The following is a 20963-nucleotide window of genomic DNA, read 5'->3' on the forward strand; positions in this document are numbered from 1 at the left end:
GGCCCGTGCGGACCCGCCGGAACGGCGCCCGCCGGCACCGGGGCGTGCCCGCCGGAAGGGGCCCCCGCTACCCGCGCCGCTGGTCGTCGGGCCACACCCCGATGTGGTCCTGCTCCAGCTCCAGCATCACGCGGTGCTCCATCCCGAGCGACTCCGTGTACTCGGCGGGCAGTTGCAGCCGCCCCGCCCGGTCGAGCATCGCGTACTCGCGGGCCACCTGGGACTCCTGGCCCGTCGCCGCGTCCACCTCCGTACGGCGCAGCACCTCGGACGACGTGCGGCCGTCGCGGATGGCGACCGTACGGCGGACCTCGCTCGCCACCGCCTGGTCGTGGGTGACGATCACGATGGTCGTCCCCAGCTCCTCGTTGGCCCGGCGGAACGCGGCGAAGATCTGCTCGCCCGTCGCCGAGTCCAGCTCGCCGGTCGGTTCGTCGGCGAGCAGCACCGAGGGGTTGTTGGCGAGCGCGACCGCGATCGCCAGCCGCTGCTGCTGGCCGCCGGACATCTGCTGGGGCCGCCGGTCGCGGCAGTCCGCCACATCGAGCATCCGGAGCAACGACTCGGCGCGCGCCGCCCGTTCACGGCCCTTGCCCCGGCCGCGCAGCTGCATCGGGAGCGTGATGTTCTGGATGCCGGTCAGGTACGGCAGCAGATTGCGGCCGGTCTGCTGCCAGACGAACCCGACGATGTCCCGGCGGTAGCGCAGCCGCTCCTTCTGCCCCATCGACAGCAGATCGCACCCCGCGACCTTCGCCGAGCCGGCGGTGGGCACGTCCAGCCCCGCCAGGATGTTCATCAACGTCGACTTGCCGCTGCCGGACGCCCCGACCAGGGCCATCAGCTCACCCTTCGCGACCAGCAGGTCAAGACCCTGAAGTGCCTGCACCTCCACCCCGTCCGTGGTGAAGATACGGACGAGACGGTCGCAGGCGATCAGCGCGTCATGTCCGTACGACGGCCGGTCCCGGTGTGCGGTGGCGCGCTGTTCGAGTTCGGCAAGCGTGGTCTCGGTCGTCGACGTCATCGGGTGTCTCCTGCCCTGAGTTCGGTGATCGATCCGCGTCGGCTCGCCCACCAGGCCTGTACCGCGGCAATGGCGGCGGTGAGCGCCACCACGCCGATGGCCGGGAGCGCCAGCGACCGGAGGTCGGCCCGCAGCGGAGCGGTGTACGGCACACCGGAACCGGGTCCGGTGAAGAGCGCCAGCCGGGCCAGGTCGACGCCGGGTGCCAGCAGGGCGATCGTCGCCCAGCCGACGAGGAGGCCCCCGACGGCGGCCAGCAGCGCCTGGGGCAGCGCCTCGAAGCCGAGGAGGCGGCCGCCCTGCCGGGTGGTGAGGCCCATGGTGCGCAGCCGGGCCAGCAGCGTGGCGCGCTCAGGCGCGGTCTGGAGCAGCGACAGGAGCACGGCGAGGAGCGCGTAACCGGCACCCGCCGCGACGGCCGCGGCATAGATCCGTTCGGCTCCCGACTGCATGGGGGTGTCGGCGAACGCCGCGCGCTCCTCGGACCGTGTCCGCACGGAGATGGACCGGCCCGCGTCCCGCGCCGCCGCCCGGAGGGCCTTGGCGTCCAGGGTGTCGCCGGTGACCAGCAGCGTGGTGGGCTGCCGGTGGGGGAGAGCGGCGGCGTCGACGATCAGGAAGGTCGTGTCGTCCATCACGGACGTGCGGGACTGCGTGCCCACGACCCGCACCTTGAAGTCTCCGGCCATCGACTGGATCTCGTACGGCCGGTCACCGAGCCGTTCGGCGATGGACGGGGAGGCGATGGCGGGCAGCACCCGGTCGTCCGGGGGACCGGTGGCACTCAACCGGTCGGCCGGGATGGGGTCGAGGCCGCCGGCAGCGGCCAGGTGGGCGTACGACCGGGGCTCCACGCCGATGAGGGCCACGCCCTTGGAGTCGGTGGCCACGGAGTCGGCGGCGGTGTCGGAGCCGCCTCCGGCCGCGGGGAGCGGAATGCCGTACTCGACCTGGACGGGGGACACCTCGTCGACGCCCCGCGTTCCCCGTACCTTCCGGATGAACCGGTCCGTCAGCGCGGTCGCGTCGCCTCGTGTGCTGATCCGCGCGTCCGCACCGATGGCCGTGAACGCGGCATCGTCCCGGGCGTCCGCGACCCCCGCGAGCACCGAGCCGCCGAACGCGGCCGTGGTCAGTGCGATCAGGAGCGCCAGCAGGGGCAGGGCGCCGCTCGTGGAGGAACGACCGGCGCGGGCCAGGGACAGGAAGCCGATCGCGCCGCGCATCCGTGCGACGGGACGGGCCGCCAGCCGTAGCGGCAGCGGATAGAGCCGCACGAGGACCAGCGCGGCTATCAGCCCGACCAGGACGGGCGCGGAGCTGACGAGCAGGTCGACGCCGCCGGAGGAGCCCGTCGTGCCGCGGCGGCGCAGCGCGATCACCGCACCGATCGCCAGGACCAGCAGGGTGAGTTCGGTGACGGTGCGCCGCCGGGACGGGCGGGCGTGCATCATGTCGTCGCGGGCGCCGTGCAGTTGAGGTCTGCGGTGCAGCAGCGTCGTACGGAGCGGGAGCACGACGCAGACGAGCGTGGCGACGGCCGTGGCGCCGTACACCGCCGGCCACAGCCGGGCCTGGCCGACGGCCAGGACGGCGAGCAGCAGTCCGAGTGCCGCCGGGGGCAGCGTGCACACCGAGATCTCGGCGAGGAGCCGGCCGCCGATCCCGCGCAACGAGCCGCCGCGGGAACGCAGCAGGGCGAGCTCGCTGTGCCTGCGGGTGGCGATCAGGCCGCCCGTCATCAGCAGGACGACGGCGGCCACGGCGCCGATCCCGACGGCGGCGACGGCGACCACCGGGCCGATCGCGGAGCGCATCGCCTCGTACGAGAGAAGGACCTGGTCCAGGTCGGTGGTGAGCGTGGCGGTCGGCCCGGCGATCTTGCGCAGTTCGAGGAGTCCGGGGCCGTTCTCCCTCGACGCGACGGCGGAGCGCAGCCGGGGCACGTCGAGGGCGGTGAGCGGTGAGGCGTCGGGGGCGATCCGCCAGAACAACTCCGGCTCGCCGATGGTGCCGAGGAGCGCGGGCGCCGCGTCGGGGGCGAGCAGCAGGGTGGCGGTCCAGAAGTACGTGGGGGTGGGGGCCCCGGGATCGGGGACGAGCGACGCCGCCCGCATGAGCGGTTCGGCGGCCCAGTAGGCGTTCTCGGGGTGCAGGGGCGTGATGATGCCGCTGATGCGCACGGTCAGCGGATTCCCGCCCTGCGTGGGCACCTCGACGGTCGACCCGACCTTGAAATGCAGCGTGGCCGCCGTCTCGGCGGTGACCACGGCCTCCACCTGACGGGTGTCGGTGTGGACGTCGCCCCGAACGGCCGGCCAGTGACCGGACCGCAGCGTGCTGTGCGCGGGGAGCGCGGAGGGTGCGCTGTAGGTGAAGCGGGGCGGCAGGGTGTTCGGGCGGGGCAGCCAGGGCTCGGCGGCAGGCAGCGCCTTCGTGGTGTGGACGCCGTAGGAGGACCGGGCGGCGTCGGGGTGGAAGGGATCGGAGAGCCGGCTCAGGAGTTCGCGGTGGATGCGGCCCGTGGTGGCCTTGCGCAGCGGCTCCTCCCGCAATGCGGGGGGATACTCCAGGCCGAGCGGCAGACTCGTCACCTCGAGGAGGCTGTGCTGCGGCGCGGTGGCGGAGATGTCGTGATGCAGTCCCTCTGTCTCGTACGCGTCCACGGCGCGGGGGAACACCGCGGCCAGGAACGCGGTGAGCAGCACGAGTACGGCGAGCGCGGTGGCGGACCCGGGGGCGGTACGCAGTCGCGTACGCACCCAGGGGGCACATGCGGAGCCGACACGGACGGTGCGGGAGCCCGTTCCGGCGTCGGCCGCGGGTCCCGCCCCCGTGTCGTCGGCCGGACGCCGCTGGTCGGTCGTCATGTCAGTTGTCCCCCTGGTGGCGCAGCGAGATCGCCGGGTCGGCGCGACGCAGCGTCAGGGCCGCGACGATCAGCAGCGGCAGTGCGGCGACTCCGGCCAGCAGCAACGCGACCTGGCCGGCCGGCAGTTGCACCGACACGGAGGGCACCGGCTGCGCGGCCTGCCCGGTCAGCACGATGAGTGGCACGACGGCCCTGGTCAGTACGGTTCCGAGCGCGGCCCCGACCAGGAGCGCGATGGTGATCAGCACACCCTGTTCGGCGGCGATCATCCGGGCCAGCTGGCGGCGCGGCGCCCCCAGGGCCCGCAGGACGGCGAACTCGGTGGAGCGTTCGCGCCGGGAGCCGACGGTGCTCACCGCGAAGCCGACGGCGGCCAGCGCGGCGGCGACCACGGCCACGGCCGGCAGGGCGGACTGCGGTCCCGCGCCCAGCGGATCGCTGATCAGCTCCTGCGCGGTCTCCTCGCGGACCTGCACCTGCGCCGGGTCGGTGGCGGGCTGCGCGCGCAGTGCGGCGGCGACCTGATCCGCTCTGCCCGGTGCGGTGCTCAGCCACCATTCGGTGGGGGCGAGTGAGGTGCCGGGCTGTCCCGCGAGGACCTCGGCGAGTGCGCGGAGGTCCAGCAGCAGCGCCCCGCCGTCGCGGTCGCGCGAGGTGCCGGACGCGGTGCCCGCGGTGCCGGAGCCGCCGGCCGTGTCGACCGCACCCGGCCCCGTGGTCGGCAGCTGCCGGACGGTGTCCACGATCTTCAACCGGACCGGCTGGCCGGCCAGTCGCACGTCGACGCTCTGGCCCTTCTTCGCACCGGCGGCCTTCAGGTACGCGTCCGTGGCCACCGCCTTCAGCGCCGGGGCCTTGGCACGGGGTGCGGCGATACGGACCGTGGTCGCCGGGGGCGGACCGCCGAAGCGCATGTCGCTCTCGTCGGCGACACCGGGGTCGTACGCGACGGACAGCGCGGCGCCGGCGGAGGTGGCCGGCCGCAGCGTGGGGCCCGGCCACTCCTCGCCGGCGCCGCTGATGGTCATGTCGGCCTGCCAGCGGAATCCGTCCGGGACGGGCACGGGCCGCTCGGCGCCGTGCCCGCTGCCCGAGACGGCCCGCAGCCCGGTCACGGAGACGGCGAGCGGCGTGGCCCGGCCGACCGGCTGCTCGCCGTCCAGCTCGAAGCCGGTCACGGCCAGCTCGCCCGCTGCGGACACTGCGGCGGAGACGGTGTGCTTCCTGCCGTCGGCGGGCACGGAGCCGGCGAGAACGCGGTACGGCATGGCGTAACGGTCCTCCATCAGCAGCGTCAGAAGAGGCGCCTTGCCGGACGGCGAGCCGCCCTCGGCGGCCCCGGTGCCGGTGATCCGCACATCGGCCGTGAACCGCGTGCTGTTCTTCGGCAGCGGCAGCCCGGTCCGCGGCGTCGTGGGCGGGGCGAGCGATCCGAGCAGCCGCTGCGGCGACTCGTCGGCCAGGTCGGTGCGGAGCAGCATGTGTTCGTCGGCGTGCGCGGTGTCGAGGGCGAGCACATCGGCGGTGCGTTCATCGGAGAGTCCCGCCGTCGCGCGGTACGCGGGCGCCGCGTTCCGCACGCCCGGCAGCTCGGCGTACACACCGGCCCTCGCCGGATCACCGCTGATCCCACCGAGCATGCGCACGGCTGCACCGGACCTGAAGTCGGCCTGGTCGCGCTGTGAACGGTTCCAGGAAGCGCTCTGCCCGATCGCCAGCATCCCCATCGCCACCGCCAGCACCAGGAGCAGCACAGGTCCCGCAGCACGCAGCGGGCGGCGGCTGAACTGCCAGCCCGCCAGCGCGGTGGGCAGCCCGTTGCCGCCGGCCGCACGGCGTTCCGCGAGCCGGGCGGCCGGCGGCAGCAGCCGCAACGTGAGTACGGTGCCCGCGAGCAGGGCCAGCGCGGGCGCGGCGACCAGCAGCGGATCGATGCCGAGCTCACCCTCCCGGTCACCGCTGAGCGCACCGGTGCCGGACCCGCCGGTCTGCCGGTCGAGCTGCCAGTACGCCACCGCCGCGATCAGCAGCAGTCCGACGTCGGCGCCCGCGCGTACCGGCCCGGGCAGCGCCGCGGTCCGGCCGCGGCCGCGCACGCCCGCGCTGGCGGCCAGCGCGGGCGCGACGACGGCCAGCGCGCAGGCCAGCGCCACGGCGGCGGCCCCCAGCCACACGGTGCCGGTCGTGCCCGCGTCGAGCCGCAGCCCGATCCGGCTCAGCTCACCGCGGTCCGCGAGCAGCCGGGTCAGCGGCCCGGCCAGCAGCGGGGCGATGACGGCGGCGGGCAGCGCCAGCAGGAGCGCCTCGATCGCGGCGAGCGAGGTGATCCGGCCGCGTGAACCACCGCGGGCCCGCAGCAGTTCCGTCTCCCCGCCGCGCTCGCTGCTCAGCAGCCTGGCCACCAGCAGCAGCGCGTAACCGGCGAGCAGCACCAGCTGCACGGCGACGATCATCAGGGTCGAGCGGGAGACCAGCAGCGCCCGGTCGATCTGGGCGAGGACGGTGGGCAGCGAGGTCCGCGCGCCGGCGTCCTTGAACCCAGGAACGGCGAGGAGTGCCTTGGGGCCCTTCGTCGCGGAGGTGCGCAGCGCGTCGATGCGGTCCGTGGTGACGGTGCGGAAGTCTGCGGCGGCCAGCCATGACACCTTGCCGGGACTGGTCCGTCCGGAGCCGAACACGGCGGGGTCGGTGAGCAGCGGACCGTACGTGGTGAAGTCGACCGTGCGGATCCCGCGCCCGCCGAGCTCGTCCAACTGCCAGTAGGGGTCGGCCTGGTCGACCGTCTCGTAGAGGCCGGTGACCAGGACGGGCAGCCTGGCGCCGTCGGCGAGCCGGCTGGTGAGCGTGAGCCGCGTCCCCGGCTTCACCTTCAGGGCGCCGGCGGCGGTGGTGGGCAGGGCCACCTCGACGGGACCGCCCTTCCTCCCGCTCCCCTTGTCGGGCACGCGGCCCGCGGTGACACGGACGCGGCTGCGGTCGAGCGAGGCGAACCGGGTGAGGTCGGGGTAGCCGCGCCGGGCCGCCGGAGTCTGCAGGCTGCGCGGCAGCGCGTACGGCCCCGAGGCCTCCAGCCTCCGCACGGTGACCGGCAGGCCGCCGAACGTCTCATGCGCCGCCTTGCGCACGGCCGCGTCGGCCGTCGCCCGCTGCCCGCGCTCCACCTGCGCGGAGACGACGAGCGACGCGGACGCGGCGGAGCGGTGGCTGAGGGTGTGGCGCAGCGCCGCGTCGCCGACGGAACCGGAGAAGGCGGTGAGCGCCGCCAGGACCGAGGTGGTGAGCAGGACGGCCAGGACGGCCGCGGCGAGAAGGAGCCGATGCGCCCTCACCCGCAGAAAGACGAACCCCGTCACCTGGCCCCCTCGGTACTGTTGCTGCGCACGCCCCCCGACGCTCCCTGGATGCTTTCAGAGCGCACCTGGTGCTGGAAACCGCTTCCACGTACACCTTGATGGGATCGTGACCGTTATGCGGTCGCGCAGCACCGAATTCCGCACGGCGCGGGCATGCGAGGGTGAGGGCGAGGAAAGCAGGAGTAAGGGGACGGGCTGTGCTGTCAGCCCTCGGTGTTCACCATTGAGGCGGCGGCGTACGTGAGGTAGTCCCACAGCTGTCGCTCATGTTCCGGGGACAGCCCGAGCTCGTCGAGAGCCACCCGCATCCGGTGCAGCCAGGCATCGTGCGCCGCCCGGTCCACCCGGAACGGGACGTGCCGCATCCGCAGCCGGGGGTGACCGCGCTCCTCGCTGTATGTGCGCGGACCACCCCAGTACTGGATCAGGAACAGCGTGAACCGCTCCTCGGCCGGCCCCAGATCCTCCTCGGGGTACATCGGCCGCAGCAGCGGGTCCTCGGCCACACCCTGGTAGAAGCGGTGGACCAGGCGCCGGAAGGTCTCCTCGCCGCCGACCTGCTCGTAGAAGGTCTGCTCCTGAAGCGTGTCGTGCGGATTCTCTGTCACCCGTCCATGGTCGCAGACGCACCGGCCGAGGTCCCGGGTCCTAGGACCTCGTTCCGGACGGCCGCCGTGCCTCGTCGCTTCCGGGGAGCGCGAGCGGGACAGTGGAGGCATGGGCCCACACCTGGACGAGTTCGCGGAGGCCGGCGCCGAGGCCCGGCGGACGATGGTGCGGGGAATCGTCGCGGGCGGGGCGCTGCGGGACCCCGCCTGGCGGGCCGCGTTCGAGGAGGTGCCCCGCCACCTGTTCGTTCCGTACTACTTCGTGCCCGGTGGCGGTGGGAACGAACGGCTGTGGTGCGGCGATACCGACCCGTTCCGCCGGGCCCAGTGGCTGTACGGGGCGTACGAGGACGGGGCGCTCGCCACCAGGATCCGGGACGGCGAGCTCGTCTCGTCGAGCAGCCAGCCGTCGCTGATGGCCCGGATGCTCCAGGAGCTGGATGTGCGGGACGGGCAGAGCGTCCTGGAGATCGGCGCGGGGACCGGCTACAACGCCGCGCTGCTCGCCCATCGGCTCGGCGACGAGGCGGTGACCACCATGGACCTCGACCCGGAGATCACGGAGTCGGCCCGCAGACATCTGACGGCGGCCGGTCACCACCCCTCGGTGATCACCGGGGACGGGGCGCGGGGCTGCCCCGCGCGGGGCCCGTACGACCGGATCATCGTGACCTGCACCCTGCCCGCCGTACCGCAGGCCTGGCTGACGCAGTGCAGGCCCGGGGCGCTGATCCTCGCGCCGTTCGCCACCGGCCTGATCCTGCTGCGGGTGCACAGCTCACCGCAGGGTCCTTACGCCGAGGGCCGGTTCCTGCACACGCCCGCGTACTTCGTGCCGCTGCGCGGCACGGTGCCGCCGCCGGTGCGCCACCCGCACACCGGCGGAGTGCCACGACGGGTGGCCGAGAACGAGCTGTTCCGTTTCCTGCTGACGCTGACCGAGGCCACCCTCGACCCGCGCGAAGCCCTCTCGCTCTGGCAGCGCGAGAAGCGCCCCGAGCGGGAGAGATTCGGCATCACGGTCCGGGAAGGGCGGCAGTGGGCCTGGCTGGACGACCCGGAGGGGCCGTACGCCTGGCCACTGCTCGCCGACTGAGGGATCCGGTCAGTCGCGGCGGATGGTGATCGTCGTCCACGCCCCGACGTGCACCTGGTCGCCGTCCTGGAGCGGTACCGGGACGTAGGGCTGGATCGGGTCCTCGGCGCCGTTCAGCGTGGTGCCGTTGGTGGAGTTCTGGTCGACCACCGCCCAGCTGCCGTCGGGCTGCTGCACCAGCACCGCGTGCTGGTGCGATACACCCGGGTCCTCCGGCGGCACCGACAGGTCGACATCGGGCGACTCCCCGGTGCTGTGCCGACGACGGCCGATGGTGACCTGACTGCCGATGAGCGGAAGGCGCTGCTCCGGGGAGTAGGCGGGCAGGTTGAGCCCGGTCGCCTCGGGGCCGCTGCGCTGCATCATCGCCAGGAAGTACTCGCGGTCCGGAGCGATGACCGCAGTCCAGCCCATGGGTGCCCGGCCCTGAGCCGGCCCCTGATTCGGGCCCTGGCCCGGGTGCGGGCCCTGGTTCTGGAACGGCGGCTGCTGCATCGGCGTGTGCGGGGCCTGCTGCTGGACCGGCCCCTGCGCCTGCGAGGGCGGCGGCAGCATCCAGTCGTCCCCGGCGGGCTGCGGAGCCTGCGGCTGCGGCGGCGCGGGCGGGCCCGGCTGCGGGAAGGCGGGCGCCGCGGACTGCTGCTGGAAGGGCGGCGGCCCCTGCTGCTGGAAGGAAGGCGGAGGTGGCGGGCTCTGCTGCTGGAAGGAAGGCGGAGGCGGCGGGCCCTGCTGCTGGAACGGACGCGGCGGCTGCTGCGGACCGGGCGCCGGGGGGCCGGGGGTGAGCGGCTCGGCCGGCCGGTTCACCTGCGAGGGCCGCGAGCTCTGGTACTCGTACGGATCGCGCTGCTGCGGAGGCGGGCCCTGCTGCGCCTGGAAGCCGGGCGGGAGGTTCAGGCCGGGCACCGGGCCGCTGTGCTGCGGGGCCAACGGCGTGTACGACGTCGCCGTGTTCGTGAGGAAGTTCCAGCGGCACTCCTCGCAGAACGGCGCCATCGACTCACGCGGGGTGCGGCACTGCGGACAGAGCTCCGCCTGCTGGGTGGCGTCGGGACCGGGGCCCTGCGGGTATCCGTAACCGGGCGCGGGGGGCGGGGGAGGCGGCGGGGGGACCGCACCCGCAGGCGCGCCGGCCCCGGCCATGCGATGGCCGCAGACCTCGCACCAGTCCTCGGAACCCGACTGGTGTCCGTTCGGGCAGGTCGGCATGTCGGCGCTTCCCCCTCTCCTCGTCCGGCCGCGGGGGCCGTCGTTTCCTGTCACTTCGCCAGGTCGCCGAGCGGCGTGGCCGTCGGACTATTTCTTGACGCGCACGGTCTTGGTGGAACGCGTTTCGAGGGTCATCTCGTCGGCTTCCGCGACCTTCGCCTTCAGTCGCACAGTACCCGTCGCCGCATCGACGACATCTACCACCTTCGAAAGCAGTTTCGCAGTGTCCTCGTTCCCCGAGGCCGACGCGAGCTGCACCGCGCGGCCGAGTTTCGCCGTCGCTCCGTCGAAGTCTCCCGATTTGCGCGCATCGAGTCCCTGCTGGATGACCTGTGCCAGTTCCGCCTGGCCCGTGTAGTGCGCGACCTGCGGATTGATCGAGGTGGAGGCCGCCATGTCGTCCGTCCACACCGCCCGTACCAGCCCCTGCGAAAGAGTCTGCGGCGCCGCCGCTCCCGACGGGTCGGGGAGGATCAGCGAGACACGGGCGGCGAGCATCTCCTGCCCGATCCCGGCCTCCGGCACCTGTACGCACACGTGGTAGTCCCGGGACTCGTCACCCCAGGAACCGGTCGGGTAGTCCCCGGCGCGCGGGCCCGCCCCGGTGCGGCGGTCGGTCAGCTCGGCGACCGTCGGCGCGACCTGCTTGACGAACTTGATCTCGACCCCGACGGGCGTCCACAGGCGCAGCGCCACGTCCGCGACCTCCTTGCCCATCGCGTCCTCCATCATCCGCGTGAAGTCCGCCGCGAGCCCCGCCGGGTCGGCGACTATGTCGGCCGTGCCGAGCAGCGCGGAGGAGATGGCCGTGACCTCCTTCACCTCCCAGTCGGTGCCGACACCGCGGGCGTCGCAGGTGAAACGGCCCGCACACGCGTCGAGCGCGGCCCGCAGGTCGTCCGGCGACTCGTGCTCGTTGCGGCCGTCGGTGAGGAGGATGCCGTGCCGGATCTCCACATCGGCCGCGCCGAGCAGCCGGTCGGCCAGCCGCAACCAGGTGCCGATCGCCGTACCGCCGCCCGCGCCGAGCCGGCGCAGCGCCTCCTTCGCCTGGGCCCTGGTCTGCGGGTCCGCGACGGCGAGGCGGCCGTTGCCCGGGTAGACCTCCTTGGCGATGTGCGTACCGCCGACCACGGCGAACGAGGTTCCGTCGCGCAGGGTGTCGATGGCCGCGGCCGTCGCGTCACGGGCATTGCGCATCTTCGTCGGCGGGTAGTCCATCGAGCCGGAACAGTCCACCATGATCACCACGGCGGCGGCCGGCCCCCGGCCCGGCGTCGGCGTGCTCGGACGAGCCGCCCCGGTCAGCGGGACGCCCCCGGTGGTGCCGCCACCTGTCGAGGTGACCGTGACTATGGCGTTGACCTCGCGGCCGCCCTCAGGCAGGTATGCGTTCTGGTACACCTCGACGGAGAACTGCGGCACGTGGGACTTGGAGAAGTTGGCCATCTGATCGGCTCCTGGCGAAGGTGGCAGAGCTGGAAAGGACGCAGCGGCAGACGGACGGACGTGCGGACGGGACGGCGCTCAAGCGGTGCTGTACGGCGATCCTGCCCCTGGTGACTCCACGCCGAACGGCAGCAGAGCCACTGTTACGTTGTCGTGGCCCCCGCCGTCGAGCGCGTGGCCCACCAGCACCTGGGCGCCGTGCAGCGGCCGTTCATGGGCGTCGGCGGGTACCGCGGCGGCCATGTCGGCCGCCGACTCCGCGTAGTTCCACAGTCCGTCCGTGCACACCACCACCAGACCCGGCCGGTCCGGTTTGAACGACGCGGTGTGCGGCTCCAGTTCGTACGCGTCCGCGCCGAGCCAGCCCGTGATGGCGTGGGCGCGCTCGTCCGCGTACGCCTCCGCCTCGTTCATCAGCCCTGCCGCCACCATCTGCGCGGCCCAGGAGTCGTCCTCGGTGAGCCGGGCGGGCGGCTGGGCGCGGTCGTCCGGCACCCAGTAGACGCGGCTGTCGCCGACCCAGCCGACCACCAGCAGTCCGCCCGCCACGACCGTGCCCACCAGGGTGCACGCCGGTGCGTTCGTGTGGTGGTGCGGTTCCTGCTCCTTGGTCCGCCCGGCGTCGCCGGCCAGCGAGTTGACCGACTCGGAGGCCGCCACGATCGCGTCGTGCATCGCCTGCTGCGGGTGGGTACCGCGCGGCAGCGACTCCAGCAGCGACTCATTGGCCGCGGTCGCGGCGGCCGCCGAGGCCTCGTCGGGCCGGCTCGCGGAGGAGACGCCGTCGCAGACGATCGCGACGACGGCCGGCGAGCCGTCCGGCAGGGCGGTCGTCGACACCGCGAACGAGTCCTCGTTGCGGTGATGCCGCAGTCCCCGGTCGCTGACCGCGGCCACCGAACCGAGCTCCTGCTCCATGTGGTCGCGCTCGCGGGGCTGGGCGTGCCCGCAGTTCTCGCAGTACCCGTCGGGGTCGACATGGCCGGCGCGGCAGGCGACGCACAGTCCGGTGCCCGCCGGCGGTGCGAGGGGCCGCTCCGGGACGGCAGCGGCGGCGGTACGGGGGTCGGGAGCGGTCGGTGCCGCGGGCGCGGCCAGCTCGAAGTCGCCCGACCCGCCCGGCGCGTCGAAACGGGTACCGGCGGGTGCGCCGGCCGTCACCGCCCCGTCGGCCGCGGCCGGCCGTTCCACCGGACCGGAAGCATCCGGGGCCGGCCCGCCCGGACCGGCCACCGGCGCACCGGCACCGGGCGCACCGGTTCCCGTCGGCACGGTGATGGCCATGGTCGGGCGGTCCTGCGGCGGCGGTACGACCGACAGGTCGTATCCGCACGCACCGCAGAACAGGTCGCCCGACTCCAGCGGCTCCTCGCAGTCGGGACACCTCGGCAAGGTGGGTTCCTGGTGCTTCTGCGACATCTTCACACCCACGTCCGGGGGCGGAAGCGGTTGGCCCGCTCCACCAGTTCGATCCTCTCGTCGCCGCGCTGCGCGAGCCGGGCGAGCATCCGGTACGAACGCTCAAGTCCGAAACGCAGGCCGCGTTCGTCCAACTCACTGCCGAGCAGCGTTCTCGGTCCGGCAGGTCCGTGCTGCTGCGACGGCGACTGCGGGGAGTGCGGCTGGGCCGTGGGACTCCCGGAGAGTACCCAGTCCAGCGCCGTCCCCAGTACTTCCGTCGACAACTGCTCGCGTCGCACCGCGTCGAGTCCGAAGCTCCGCAGCCCGGACACCTGGTCGGCGGCGGCCGTCAGGTCGGCGATCAGCGGCTCGTGCGGGGCGCGTTCGCGCAGCCGGGCCCGCACGGCGGCGACCCTGGCCGCCGTGTAGTGGATCGACGCCTCGGGCACGGACTCCAGCGTCCGGACGGCTCCGGCCCGGTCACCGGCGGCGATCTGTACCCGGGCCAGGCCGAACGCGGCGCTGACGAAGCTCGGATCGGTCGCCCACACCAGGCGGTAGTACTCGGCGGCGTTGTCCAGCTGGCCCAGGACCTCCGCGCAGACGCCCAGGGCGAGCTTGGGCGCGGGTTCGCCGGGGAACGCGTCGTAGACCGCGTCGAACGACAGGGCGGCGCTCTCGTCGTCCCCGGTCACCAGCGAGGTGATCCCGCGGTACCAGACCACCCGCCAGTCGTCCGCGTACTGCGCCTCCAGAGCCGCCAGCGTCTGTCCGGCGGCGGCGGGTTCGTTCAGCTCCAGGCGGGCGCGCAGTTCGCGCAGCCGGGTCTCCAGCGAGGGGGCGGGTACCGCCTGCAATGCGGCGATCAGTTCGGAGGGTGCCGACGTCATCACTCCGGTGAGGAAGCCCGCGTTGGGGTCGTCCGCGTCGACCCGGGGGACGGGCAGCGCGAGCGAGGTGGCCCGCGCGTCGAGCCCGGCCAGCCCGGGCACCGCCGGCGCGAACGCCACCCGGGGTGCGCCCGGGCCGGCGGGAGCGGCGCGGGGCGCCGGCACGGCCGCCGGGGTCTGTGCGTACGCGAGGGCGGCGCCCCCACCGCCGCCCCGGACATGCGTGGCGGGCGCCGACAGCGGGGCGGCCCCCGCGCTCCGCTGCCCCGGTGCCGCGCCGCCCGTCACGCCCGGTGCGGTCGGGGCCGCGGCGGGGCCGGCGACCGAGGCCCGGGAGGCGCCTGCCCCCGCGCCCTTCGCCCTTCGCCGCCCGGCCGGCTCCGCCCGTGCTCCGAGCCGCGACACATCGCCCGTCAGCTCGGCGAACAGCTGGGTGTCGGTGACCCGCAGTTCCGTGCCGAACAGCGTCGACAGCGCCGGCCGGGGACGCCCCGTCTGCAGCGCCACGACCTCCCGCAACACCCCGGTCAGCTGCTCCGCCATCTCCGGGGCCGAGGCGAACCGCCGTGCCGGGTCCGGGTCCGTGGCCCGCACCAGCAGCCGGTAGAAGGACTCGTACGTCCGGAACACCTCGATGTTGTCCGGGTCCGGCAGCGAGTCCACGAAGACGTTGGTGTACCCCTGGAAGTCGAAGGTGAGCACCGCGAGCGTCCGCGCCACCGTGTACAGGTCGGAGGCGACCGACGGGCCGACCTCCGCGACCTCCGGCGCCTGGTAGCCCACCGTGCCGTAGATGGCCGACTCCTCGTCGTCCATCCTGCGCACCGCGCCCATGTCGATCAGCTTGAGCTGGTCCTCGGTCTGGATCGCGTTGTCGACCTTGAAGTCGCAGTACAGCAGGTTGCGGCTGTGCAGATGGCCGAGCGCCTCCAACGCCTCGATGCCGTACGCGCACGCCTGCTCGACCGGCAGCGGATCCCGCTTCCCGGCCGGGGTGCGCCGCTCGTTCGCGATCTCCTTGAGCGCCTTGCCGCCGACGTACTCCATCACGATGTAGCCGTCGAGCGAGCCGGTCCGCTGGTCGAGGTGCTCGACGAAGTTGTAGATCCGGACGATGTTGGAATGCTCGATCTCGGCGAGGAACCGGCGCTCGGAGATCGCCGCCGCCATCGCGTCCTGGTCACCGGTGTCCAGCAGGCCCTTGAGGACCACCCATCGGTCCGAGACCGCCCGGTCGACCGCGAGATAGACCCAGCCGAGCCCGCCGTGCGCCAGACAGCCCGCCACCTCGTACTGGCCGTGCACGATGTCGCCGCTGTGCAGCTTCGGAACGAAGGAGTACGGGTGACCGCACTTGGTGCAGAACCCCTCGGTACGGCCCGGCCGTTCGCCGCGGGAGCGGCCCACCGGGGCGCCGCAGTCCGAGCGCGAACAGAAACGCTTCCGCTCCGGCACCTCCGGATTCTCCATCACGGCGGAGCGCGGGTCGGGGCGTGGCACGTCCGGTACCTGCACCAGGCCCGCGCCCAGCCGGCCCCGCCCGGACGCGCCCGTCGACGCACCGGACGAACGCACCGACACCGAGCGGGACGTGGCGGTCCCCGACAGCGAGCGGGAGAGCCGTCCCGAGACCGAGCGCCGCGACGTCGACGACCGGGACGAGGCGCGCGAGGACGCCCGGGACGACGCCCGTGAGCTGCTCCGCGACGAACTGCTGCCGCCGCCCTTGCCGCCCGCGATACCGGTGGGGGGCGAGCTCACCATTCCGTTCGGTGAGACGACCGGTGCCAGACCGCAGGTGTCGCAGTACAGCTCACCGCCGCCCATGTCCTCGTAATTGCCCTCGCACGCGGGACGCTGGCACTGCGTATTCATGGTCGGTCCCCCTCTCCGCCCCGCCGCCGCTGCGGCCCGTTCACCTTGCGTCTGCGCACACTCATGGCCGTCCCTGCCGGTCCTCGGGCGGGGACGGCCGATGGGCGTGCAGCAGTTCCGCCACCGCCTCCTGGTAGCGCAGCACCGCCTGCGCGGCGACCCGCAGATCGCACGGCGCGCTCCACAGCATGCGCCGCGCCGCGTCGTACCGCTCGATCAGCACCGGGTCCTCCGCCAGGCCGTGCCGGGCGACCTTCGCCTTGTACGCGTCGAGCCGGCCGCGCAGCTCCGCACGGACCGCCAGCGGCGCGGTGACCGCCGTCAACGACTCGCGGGCCCGCAGCAGTTCGTCCTCCGCCTCCCGCTCCAGCGACTCCAGGAGCGGCGAGAGCCGGTGCCACTGGGCGTGCCTGCGGTACTCCGACGCGGCGGCCAGCCGCTCCTGGAGCACGGTCGGCGGGCCGCTGACCGCGGGCACCTCGGACGCGGCGATCTTCGCCAGCACCTCGCCGCGCGCCGACCGGGCCTCGGCCAGCGTGCGGTCCGCGCGGGAGAGCACGTCCCGTAGGTGGACCAGGCGCTGTTCGGCGTCCTGACGGACCGCCAGCACCGCCTCGATCTCCCGTCGTACGTCGTCCAGGGCGCGGGCCGCCCGGTCGTAGCGCGCCGTGTCGGGACGCCCGCCGCCGGGTGCCGCGCTGCCCGGACCCGGCAGCCAGAACGCCAGCGGATCGGAGATCACCTGAGCCCGCAGAGTGGTCAGCTCATGGGTGATCGACTCCAGGTCGTCACCCGCCGGGTGCTCCCCGGGCCGTACGCCGACGGAGTGCGCCAGCGAACGGGTGCGGCGCAGCTCGGCGGCGAGCAGATCTATCCGGGCGGGCAGCGCGGACCATACGGAGTCGGAGGCGACGACCATGTCCAGCGAACGCGCGTACAGCTCGTTCATCCGGGCGACCAGCTCCTCCAGCGTGAACCGCTCGGCGAGTCTGGCCGGACCCGTGACCGACGGGCCGGCGCCGGACGCCACCGTGACGCCCTGGCCGCGCAGCAGGTCGGTCAGGGCGAGCAGGTCGTCACGGTTGGGGTAGCGCCTTCTGGCCCGTATCTCACGTGCCCGGTCGATCGCTCCCGCATAGGCGTCGAAATACCCCCAGAGCAGTGTGATCCGCTGCTCGGTGACGGCCCAGCGCTCCTTGGTGACACCGGTCAGATCGGCGCCCTCCAGGAGCCGGCGGCCGGCATGGTCCTGCAGGGCGAGGAGCGAGGTCTCGATCGCCTCGTGCTCCGCACCGAGCCGGGTCAGTGCACGGTCCGCCTCGTCCCGGTCCATGACCGGGCCGGGGGGCCTCCCCGCGTAGCCGGGGAAAGGGCCCGCGACGCCCATCGATCACCTCTCCGCTCCTCCTGCCGGGCGGGCCCGGCAGGGTCAGGACTAGTTGCTCCGGTACTTGGGTGCGGGCGGCCCTGATATCCCGGGCAGTCCGGTCGCCAGCCACTTGCGGTACGACACCATCCAGGGGCTGTCCGCGCCGCCCTTGCGGTAGTCGACCAGTACGTGGTTGACCCGGGCCACCAGGTCGTCCGCGCCGTGTTTCGCGGCCACGCCGTAATACTCGGTGGTGAACGGCTTGTCGCCCTTGAGCACGACGGCCGGGTCCTGGGCGGCCTGCCCCGCCGCGAGCGCGTTGTCCGTCACCACCGCGTCGACCTCGCCCAGTTGCAGCCGGACCAGGCAGTCCAGCTGGTTGGGCACGGTGAGCTGGTCCTCGTCCGCCTCGGTGCCGTCGTGCGGGTCCCTGAAGGACGCGCCGAACGACTGCTTCTCCAGCGCCTCGTACGCCGTGGAGCCCTCCGCGGTGCACACCCGCTTGCCGGCCAGCGACTTGTCGTACCCCGTGATCGGTGAGGTCTTCGGCGCGAGTACCTGCTGCCCGGCCTGGAAGTAGGCGGTGGAGAACGAGACCTGGTCGAGCCGACTGCAGTTGATCGTCATCGTCCGCACGACGACGTCGACCTTGTCGTTCTCCAGGGCGGCGATGCGCTGGTTGGTGGGGATCGCCCGGAAGATCACCTTGTCGGGGTCGCCGAGGATGTCCCGAGCGATGGCGTGCACCAGGTCGATGTCGAACCCTTCGAGCTTTCCGGTATCCGGATTGCGGTAGCCCCAGCGGAAGCTGTTCTGGTCGACACCGGCGATCAGCTTCCCGCGTTCCTTGATCTTCTCGATGCTCGGCCCGTCGGCCGCCGAAGGCTGCAGGCTCGCCTCCGGGTCCGTGCAGTCGTCGGCCCTGGCGGGCACCGCCGCGGTCGTGCCCGGACCGGTGAGCCCGAGCGTACGGGCGCCGCCGTGCGAGAGCGGCAGCAGGGTGAGCGAGGCCGTCACCGCGCAGGCCACGGCCATCCCCGTCACCCCGCCCCAGCCGCGCAGCCCGGTCCGGGCGGAACTGGTCCTGGTCATCGTTCCCCCTCTCACCGGTACTCCGACAGCCTTCGGTTGACGCCGACGATCGCGGCGACCGCGGCCAGGACGGCGAGAGCGGCCGCCCCGACCGGCAGCCCGCCCAGCGCCCCGCGCCCGTCCTCCGCGGCCCGGGTGAACTCGCCCTGTTCATGGGCGAGCGCCTTCTCCAGCGCCCCGTCCACCCGGTTGAAGGACTCCCCCGTGGAGTCCTTCGCCCCGATGATCTGCTTCAGTGTGCCCTCGTAGTCGCCGTTGTCGTCGGTCTTGCGGGCGGTCCGGTGGCGGCCCTGCCACTCGGATACACCGTTGATGGCGCTCGTCACCGGAGCGCCCCCCTGCGAGTCGTCGGCGAGTCTCCTGGCGGTCCCCAGTTCCTCGCCGAGCGCCTTCATACCAGTGCTGTAGTCGGTCTCGTACTTGTCGTTCCTGCCGTCCGCGGTGAGCACCGCGCCGCGGGCGACCACGGTCAGGAGCTCATTGGCCCGCGCCTTCAGCGAGTTGATCCGCGCCTGATTGAGCACATCGAGTGACTGCTGCCCGCGCACATCGGCGTCCTGCAGCTCGGCCCGTGCCACGGTGTGCCCCACCGCGAGCCACAGCAGCAGCACGGTGGACGCCGCGGTCGCGACGAGCAGCCCATGGTTGAAGACCCGGTTCGTCCTGCGGTAGTTGCGCCGCTGCGCCCAGAACAGCCCGCCCAGTGCGACGGCACCGAGCCCCAGCGAGAAGAACGGCCACGCTCTCGCGGAGTCGTAGTCCCGGTCGAGCCGGCCGGTCTCCGCCGTGTAGAGCCGCTCGGCGGCCGGCAGCAGCTCCCCGGACATCTCCTGGTTGGCGTACCGGAGATAGGCCCCGCCCAGCGGCAGCCCCTGCCGGTTGTTGGCGCGGGCCCGTTCGATCAGGCCGGTGTACCGGGGGAGACCCTGGTTGAGCGTGGCGATCTCCTGGCCGGACGGTGACGAGGCGTCGGTGGTGGACGCCGCCTTCACCAGCAGCCGTGACGCGTCCTTGATGTCCTTCTCGTACCGCGCGCGGACATCATCCGGTTCCTCGGCGCCCGCCAGGAACCCGCTGGCCGCGGCGGTGTCGGCATCGGCGAGGGAGCGGTAGATGTTCGCCGCCTCGGCGCTCAGCGGCTGGCTGCGGCTCACCACGTCGTCGGCGGCGGCCGTCCGGTCGGAGATCTCGACCGACGTCACGGCCCCGAACGCGAGGACGAGCAACGCCAGCAGGGCCCCGAGGATCTGGAGCCTGCCCGGTTCGGTCGTCGCCGCGGCGCGCAGCCGCGCCGCCGACCCGGACCAGGGGCTGCGCCGCGGCGCGGGTACGGGGGCAGGCGGCTGGGCCGGCACGTGTTGCGGTGCCGTGCGCACATTCGGCGGGTATGTCACGTGACCTCCCCCTCGGTCGCTGACGTTCGCCCTCCCCCCGGCCGATCGGGGGACGGGCACCCGGCCAGAAGTATGGCCGCAGGGACCGGCATCCACACCAGGAACGTCTGGATGGCGCACCGGTCCACGGATGCACCATGCATTCGATCAAGAGCGGCTCCGCCGATCAAGACGATCGGCGGAGCAATCCCCGAAGCGGACCGATCCCCCCATCCATGAACACGTTCGGGACAACTGATCGGTTCCCGTGCGCATGGGGCGTTCCGGCGGCCATGGGGCGCCCCCGGCCGTTCCACCCCTGTCGACACGTCAGCCGTACTGTGCGCGCAGCCTGTCGTGCACCTCCGGGGCGGCGCCCGTGCGGTCCAGGCCCAGCAGCCCGGCGCCCAGCACCGGTGGTTCCCGCACCACGCTGATCACCGCCTCCGGGGCGCGTTCGGCGAGGAGTTCGGCTATCCGGCCGTCCAACTCCGGGTGACGCGCGGCCAGCACACTGCCACCCAGCACCACCGGTGCAGCCTCGTCCAGCAGCCCGAGCCGGGTCAGCGCGACCGATGCCATCGCGACGACCTCGTCCGCCAGCCGGTGCACCAGGCCGCGTGCCACCGGGTCCCCGGCGGCGCCGGTCGCGAACAGCACCGGGGTCAGCTCGTGCCGCCGCTCGAAGTCGATGTGCCCCAGATGCACCGCCTCGATCAGTGCGTACATCGAATCGAGCCCGAAGTGCGCGGGCAGCGTGCGGGCCAGCTCGGTCGGCTCGCCACGCCCGTCCTCGGCCCGCGAGGCGAACCACATGGCCTCCTCCGCGAGCCCCGAACCGCCACCCCAGTCACCGGAGATGCGCCCGATGGCCGGGAAGCGCGCGGTCCGCCCGTCCGGCACCATGCCGACACAGTTGATGCCGGCGCCGCACACGACGGCCACCCCCCGGGGCTCGTCGACCCCGGCGCGCAGCAGCGCGAAGGTGTCGTTGCGCACCTCCACCGTCCGGCCCCAGGCCCGGTCCCGCAACGCCTCGGCCAGCGCCCGCTCCTCGACCGGGAGATCCGCGTTGGCCAGACACGCCGACACGTGCTCGACGGAGTCCACCGGCTGCCCGGACGCTCGTGCTTGCGACAGTGCCGCGCCGACGGCGGAGGCGAGGACGCCCACCGCCGTTCCGATGCCGGCCGTCGCCGGCTGGAAGCCGCCGCCGCGGACCGAGCTGAGCAGTGTCCCGTCCGGTCCGATCAGGGCGACGTCGGTTTTGCTGTTGCCGGCGTCGATGGCGAGGACGGTGGCGTTCACGCCCACGCGAGGTGCTCCCGGTTGTGTGCGATCAGTTTGTC

13 protein-coding genes are annotated in these 20963 nt (G+C 73.4%); 1 reads left to right on the top strand and 12 read right to left on the bottom strand.

From position 1 onward, the window contains the following. Positions 1–67: 67 nt before the first annotated feature. The 4 genes from ACFVXE_RS31025 to ACFVXE_RS31040 all read right to left on the bottom strand — a co-directional run bounded on the left by ACFVXE_RS31025 (position 68) and on the right by ACFVXE_RS31040 (position 7860). A complete protein-coding gene (locus ACFVXE_RS31025; protein ID WP_389676171.1) occupies positions 68–1027 on the bottom strand; it encodes an ABC transporter ATP-binding protein in 960 nt (319 codons plus the stop codon). Beyond that, entirely contained in the window at positions 1024–3897 is a 2874-nt protein-coding gene (locus ACFVXE_RS31030) for an ABC transporter permease (RefSeq protein ID WP_389676173.1), read from the bottom strand. The genes ACFVXE_RS31025 and ACFVXE_RS31030 overlap by 4 nt, the downstream gene beginning before the upstream one ends. A gap of 1 nt (position 3898) precedes the next feature. Beyond that, positions 3899–7252 carry an FtsX-like permease family protein gene (locus ACFVXE_RS31035; protein WP_389676175.1) on the bottom strand — a complete coding sequence of 1118 codons (3354 nt, stop codon included), beginning with the start codon at positions 7250–7252 and terminating at the stop codon, positions 3899–3901. Between the two features lie 203 nt (positions 7253–7455). Beyond that, positions 7456–7860: a globin gene (locus ACFVXE_RS31040; RefSeq protein WP_389676177.1), complete on the bottom strand. Its 405-nt coding sequence runs from the start codon at positions 7858–7860 to the stop codon at positions 7456–7458. Positions 7861–7969: 109 nt separating this feature from the next. Here ACFVXE_RS31040 and ACFVXE_RS31045 point away from each other — a divergent pair, with 109 nt between their 5' ends. Next, the gene (locus ACFVXE_RS31045; RefSeq protein ID WP_389676179.1) at positions 7970–8956 is read left to right on the top strand and encodes a methyltransferase domain-containing protein; all 987 of its coding nucleotides are present in this window, start codon (positions 7970–7972) and stop codon (positions 8954–8956) included. A 9-nt stretch (positions 8957–8965) separates the two neighbouring features. Here the strand turns inward: ACFVXE_RS31045 and ACFVXE_RS31050 are convergent, their stop codons facing one another. From ACFVXE_RS31050 to ACFVXE_RS31085, 8 genes are all read right to left on the bottom strand, one after another. Then, positions 8966–10165 (bottom strand): FHA domain-containing protein, encoded by a 1200-nt coding sequence (locus tag ACFVXE_RS31050; protein ID WP_389676181.1) that lies wholly within the window; start codon positions 10163–10165, stop codon positions 8966–8968. 87 nt (positions 10166–10252) lie between these two features. Continuing rightward, positions 10253–11614 (bottom strand): VWA domain-containing protein, encoded by a 1362-nt coding sequence (locus tag ACFVXE_RS31055; protein ID WP_389676183.1) that lies wholly within the window; start codon positions 11612–11614, stop codon positions 10253–10255. A gap of 78 nt (positions 11615–11692) precedes the next feature. Then, complete coding sequence (locus tag ACFVXE_RS31060; RefSeq protein ID WP_389676184.1) at positions 11693–13039, bottom strand: protein phosphatase 2C domain-containing protein; 1347 nt, start codon at positions 13037–13039, stop codon at positions 11693–11695. Next, on the bottom strand, positions 13036–15780 hold the full coding sequence (locus ACFVXE_RS31065; protein WP_389676186.1) for a tetratricopeptide repeat protein: 2745 nt from the start codon (positions 15778–15780) through the stop codon (positions 13036–13038). Before ACFVXE_RS31065 ends, ACFVXE_RS31060 begins: the two co-directional genes overlap by 4 nt. 61 nt (positions 15781–15841) lie before the next feature. Then, entirely contained in the window at positions 15842–17167 is a 1326-nt protein-coding gene (locus ACFVXE_RS31070) for a hypothetical protein (RefSeq protein ID WP_389676187.1), read from the bottom strand. A 48-nt stretch (positions 17168–17215) separates the two neighbouring features. Beyond that, positions 17216–18241, bottom strand: a complete 1026-nt coding sequence (locus ACFVXE_RS31075) for a glutamate ABC transporter substrate-binding protein (RefSeq protein WP_389676189.1) — start codon at positions 18239–18241, stop codon at positions 17216–17218. 11 nt (positions 18242–18252) lie between these two features. Beyond that, complete coding sequence (locus tag ACFVXE_RS31080; protein WP_389676191.1) at positions 18253–19635, bottom strand: hypothetical protein; 1383 nt, start codon at positions 19633–19635, stop codon at positions 18253–18255. Positions 19636–19944: 309 nt separating this feature from the next. Next, positions 19945–20928 (bottom strand): N-acetylglucosamine kinase, encoded by a 984-nt coding sequence (locus ACFVXE_RS31085; RefSeq protein WP_389676192.1) that lies wholly within the window; start codon positions 20926–20928, stop codon positions 19945–19947. Positions 20929–20963 lie beyond the last annotated feature (35 nt).

Origin of the sequence: Streptomyces sp. NPDC058231, assembly GCF_042882275.1 — a bacterium.
Lineage (GTDB): Bacteria > Actinomycetota > Actinomycetes > Streptomycetales > Streptomycetaceae > Streptomyces.